This window comes from Acinetobacter sp. S4400-12 (assembly GCF_024129495.1).
Lineage (GTDB): Bacteria > Pseudomonadota > Gammaproteobacteria > Pseudomonadales > Moraxellaceae > Acinetobacter > Acinetobacter lwoffii_C.
Genome location: NZ_JAMXYB010000086.1, coordinates 1 through 1,180, shown reverse-complemented (window position 1 = coordinate 1,180; position 1,180 = coordinate 1). Strand labels below are relative to the sequence as shown.

Below are 1,180 nucleotides of genomic sequence, written 5' to 3'. Positions count from 1 at the left end.
AGAATTAGGTCGTCCTCATACCCAAGTTGTCACTTGAATTCTGTTCAAATGAGCAGAGTGTTGTCTTTTAAATCTTTGTGCAACAAAGCCACTGTGAGTTAAAGCCAATCTCAAACAAGTATGACCCTGAAGCATTATCAGTGACAGGGTTTAACTTAGATACTCTATTAAGTACAGGGTTATTGGCAAATGTGGCTATGGCTGAGTGCTGTAAGTGGATTGATCAAAATGTTACAGCCAACGAAATACCTATATTTGTTGGTTTTAATGTTGGATTTGATTGGTCATTTATAAACTATTACTTCCATAAATATCTAGGAAATAATCCATTTGGCTATACCTCAGTAGATATTAAATCTATGTATTTTGGCTGTTTTGGTGGTGATTGGTCAGAAACTAAATCAAGTAAAATAGTTGAAAAATTAAAGCCGAATTTTACTAATAATCATCACGCTTTGCAGGATGCGATATTTCAAGCAGAGTTATTTAATTTAATTTTAGAAGAAGTAAACAGAAAGGGGTGAATTATGAATTTGGTAGCACAAGCGCAGCATCCAACACAAATAGATAGTTGGGAAGTGGTTTTAATGAATATTGTTCAAAAAATTTCATTAACCCCTGCTCAATACGATCTAATAACAGATAGATATAGTAATCTACAAGCGATTTTAAATGTAGCTGAAGATGAAATATTAAAAGATGCTCATATTTTTGTGCAAGGTTCGATTGGATTAAAGACAACAATCAAGCCAGCTCCTGAAGCAGAAGGGGATCTGGCCAATGTTGATGCTGATGCTATTGTCTTACTTCCTAACGCACAGAATGTAGATTCAAAAGAAGTATTAGATGCACTAACAAGGCGTTTCGAAGAAGGGACTAGAACTAGTACCCCCATCAAACCTTTGCGTAGAGGCATTAGAATTGTTTATGCAGATGAAAATCCAGGCTTCCACATAGATGTTACACCAGCACGAAATGCACGAGGTAATGGTCAATCAGCTGGTTACGGAAATTTAGAGGTCCCAGATAGAGAGACTGGTTGGAAATGCAGTTCACCTCGTGATTATTCACTGTGGTTAGAAAGTTTGGCTAGAGCGTGTCCTCATTTGAAGAATTGGTTTTAAATACTTAAAATCCTCCTTTGAGTTATTTTTATTTCTACATTTTCAATGGCACGCAC

At 36.1% G+C, this 1,180-nt stretch carries 2 protein-coding genes; both read left to right on the top strand.

Annotated elements, in window-relative coordinates:
- The first annotated feature begins 77 nt into the window (after positions 1 to 77).
- Complete coding sequence (locus NI461_RS14020) at positions 78 to 524, top strand: exonuclease domain-containing protein (protein WP_253157847.1); 447 nt, start codon at positions 78 to 80, stop codon at positions 522 to 524.
- A gap of 3 nt (positions 525 to 527) precedes the next feature.
- Positions 528 to 1,124, top strand: coding sequence for a nucleotidyltransferase (locus NI461_RS14015; RefSeq protein WP_253157845.1), 597 nt, complete (start codon positions 528 to 530; stop codon positions 1,122 to 1,124).
- Positions 1,125 to 1,180: the final 56 nt, after the last annotated feature.

Coding starts and splice junctions, on each gene's coding strand:
- NI461_RS14015 (WP_253157845.1), top strand. CDS start 528: ATGAATTTGGTAGCACAAGCGCAGCATCCAACACAAATAGATAGTTGG.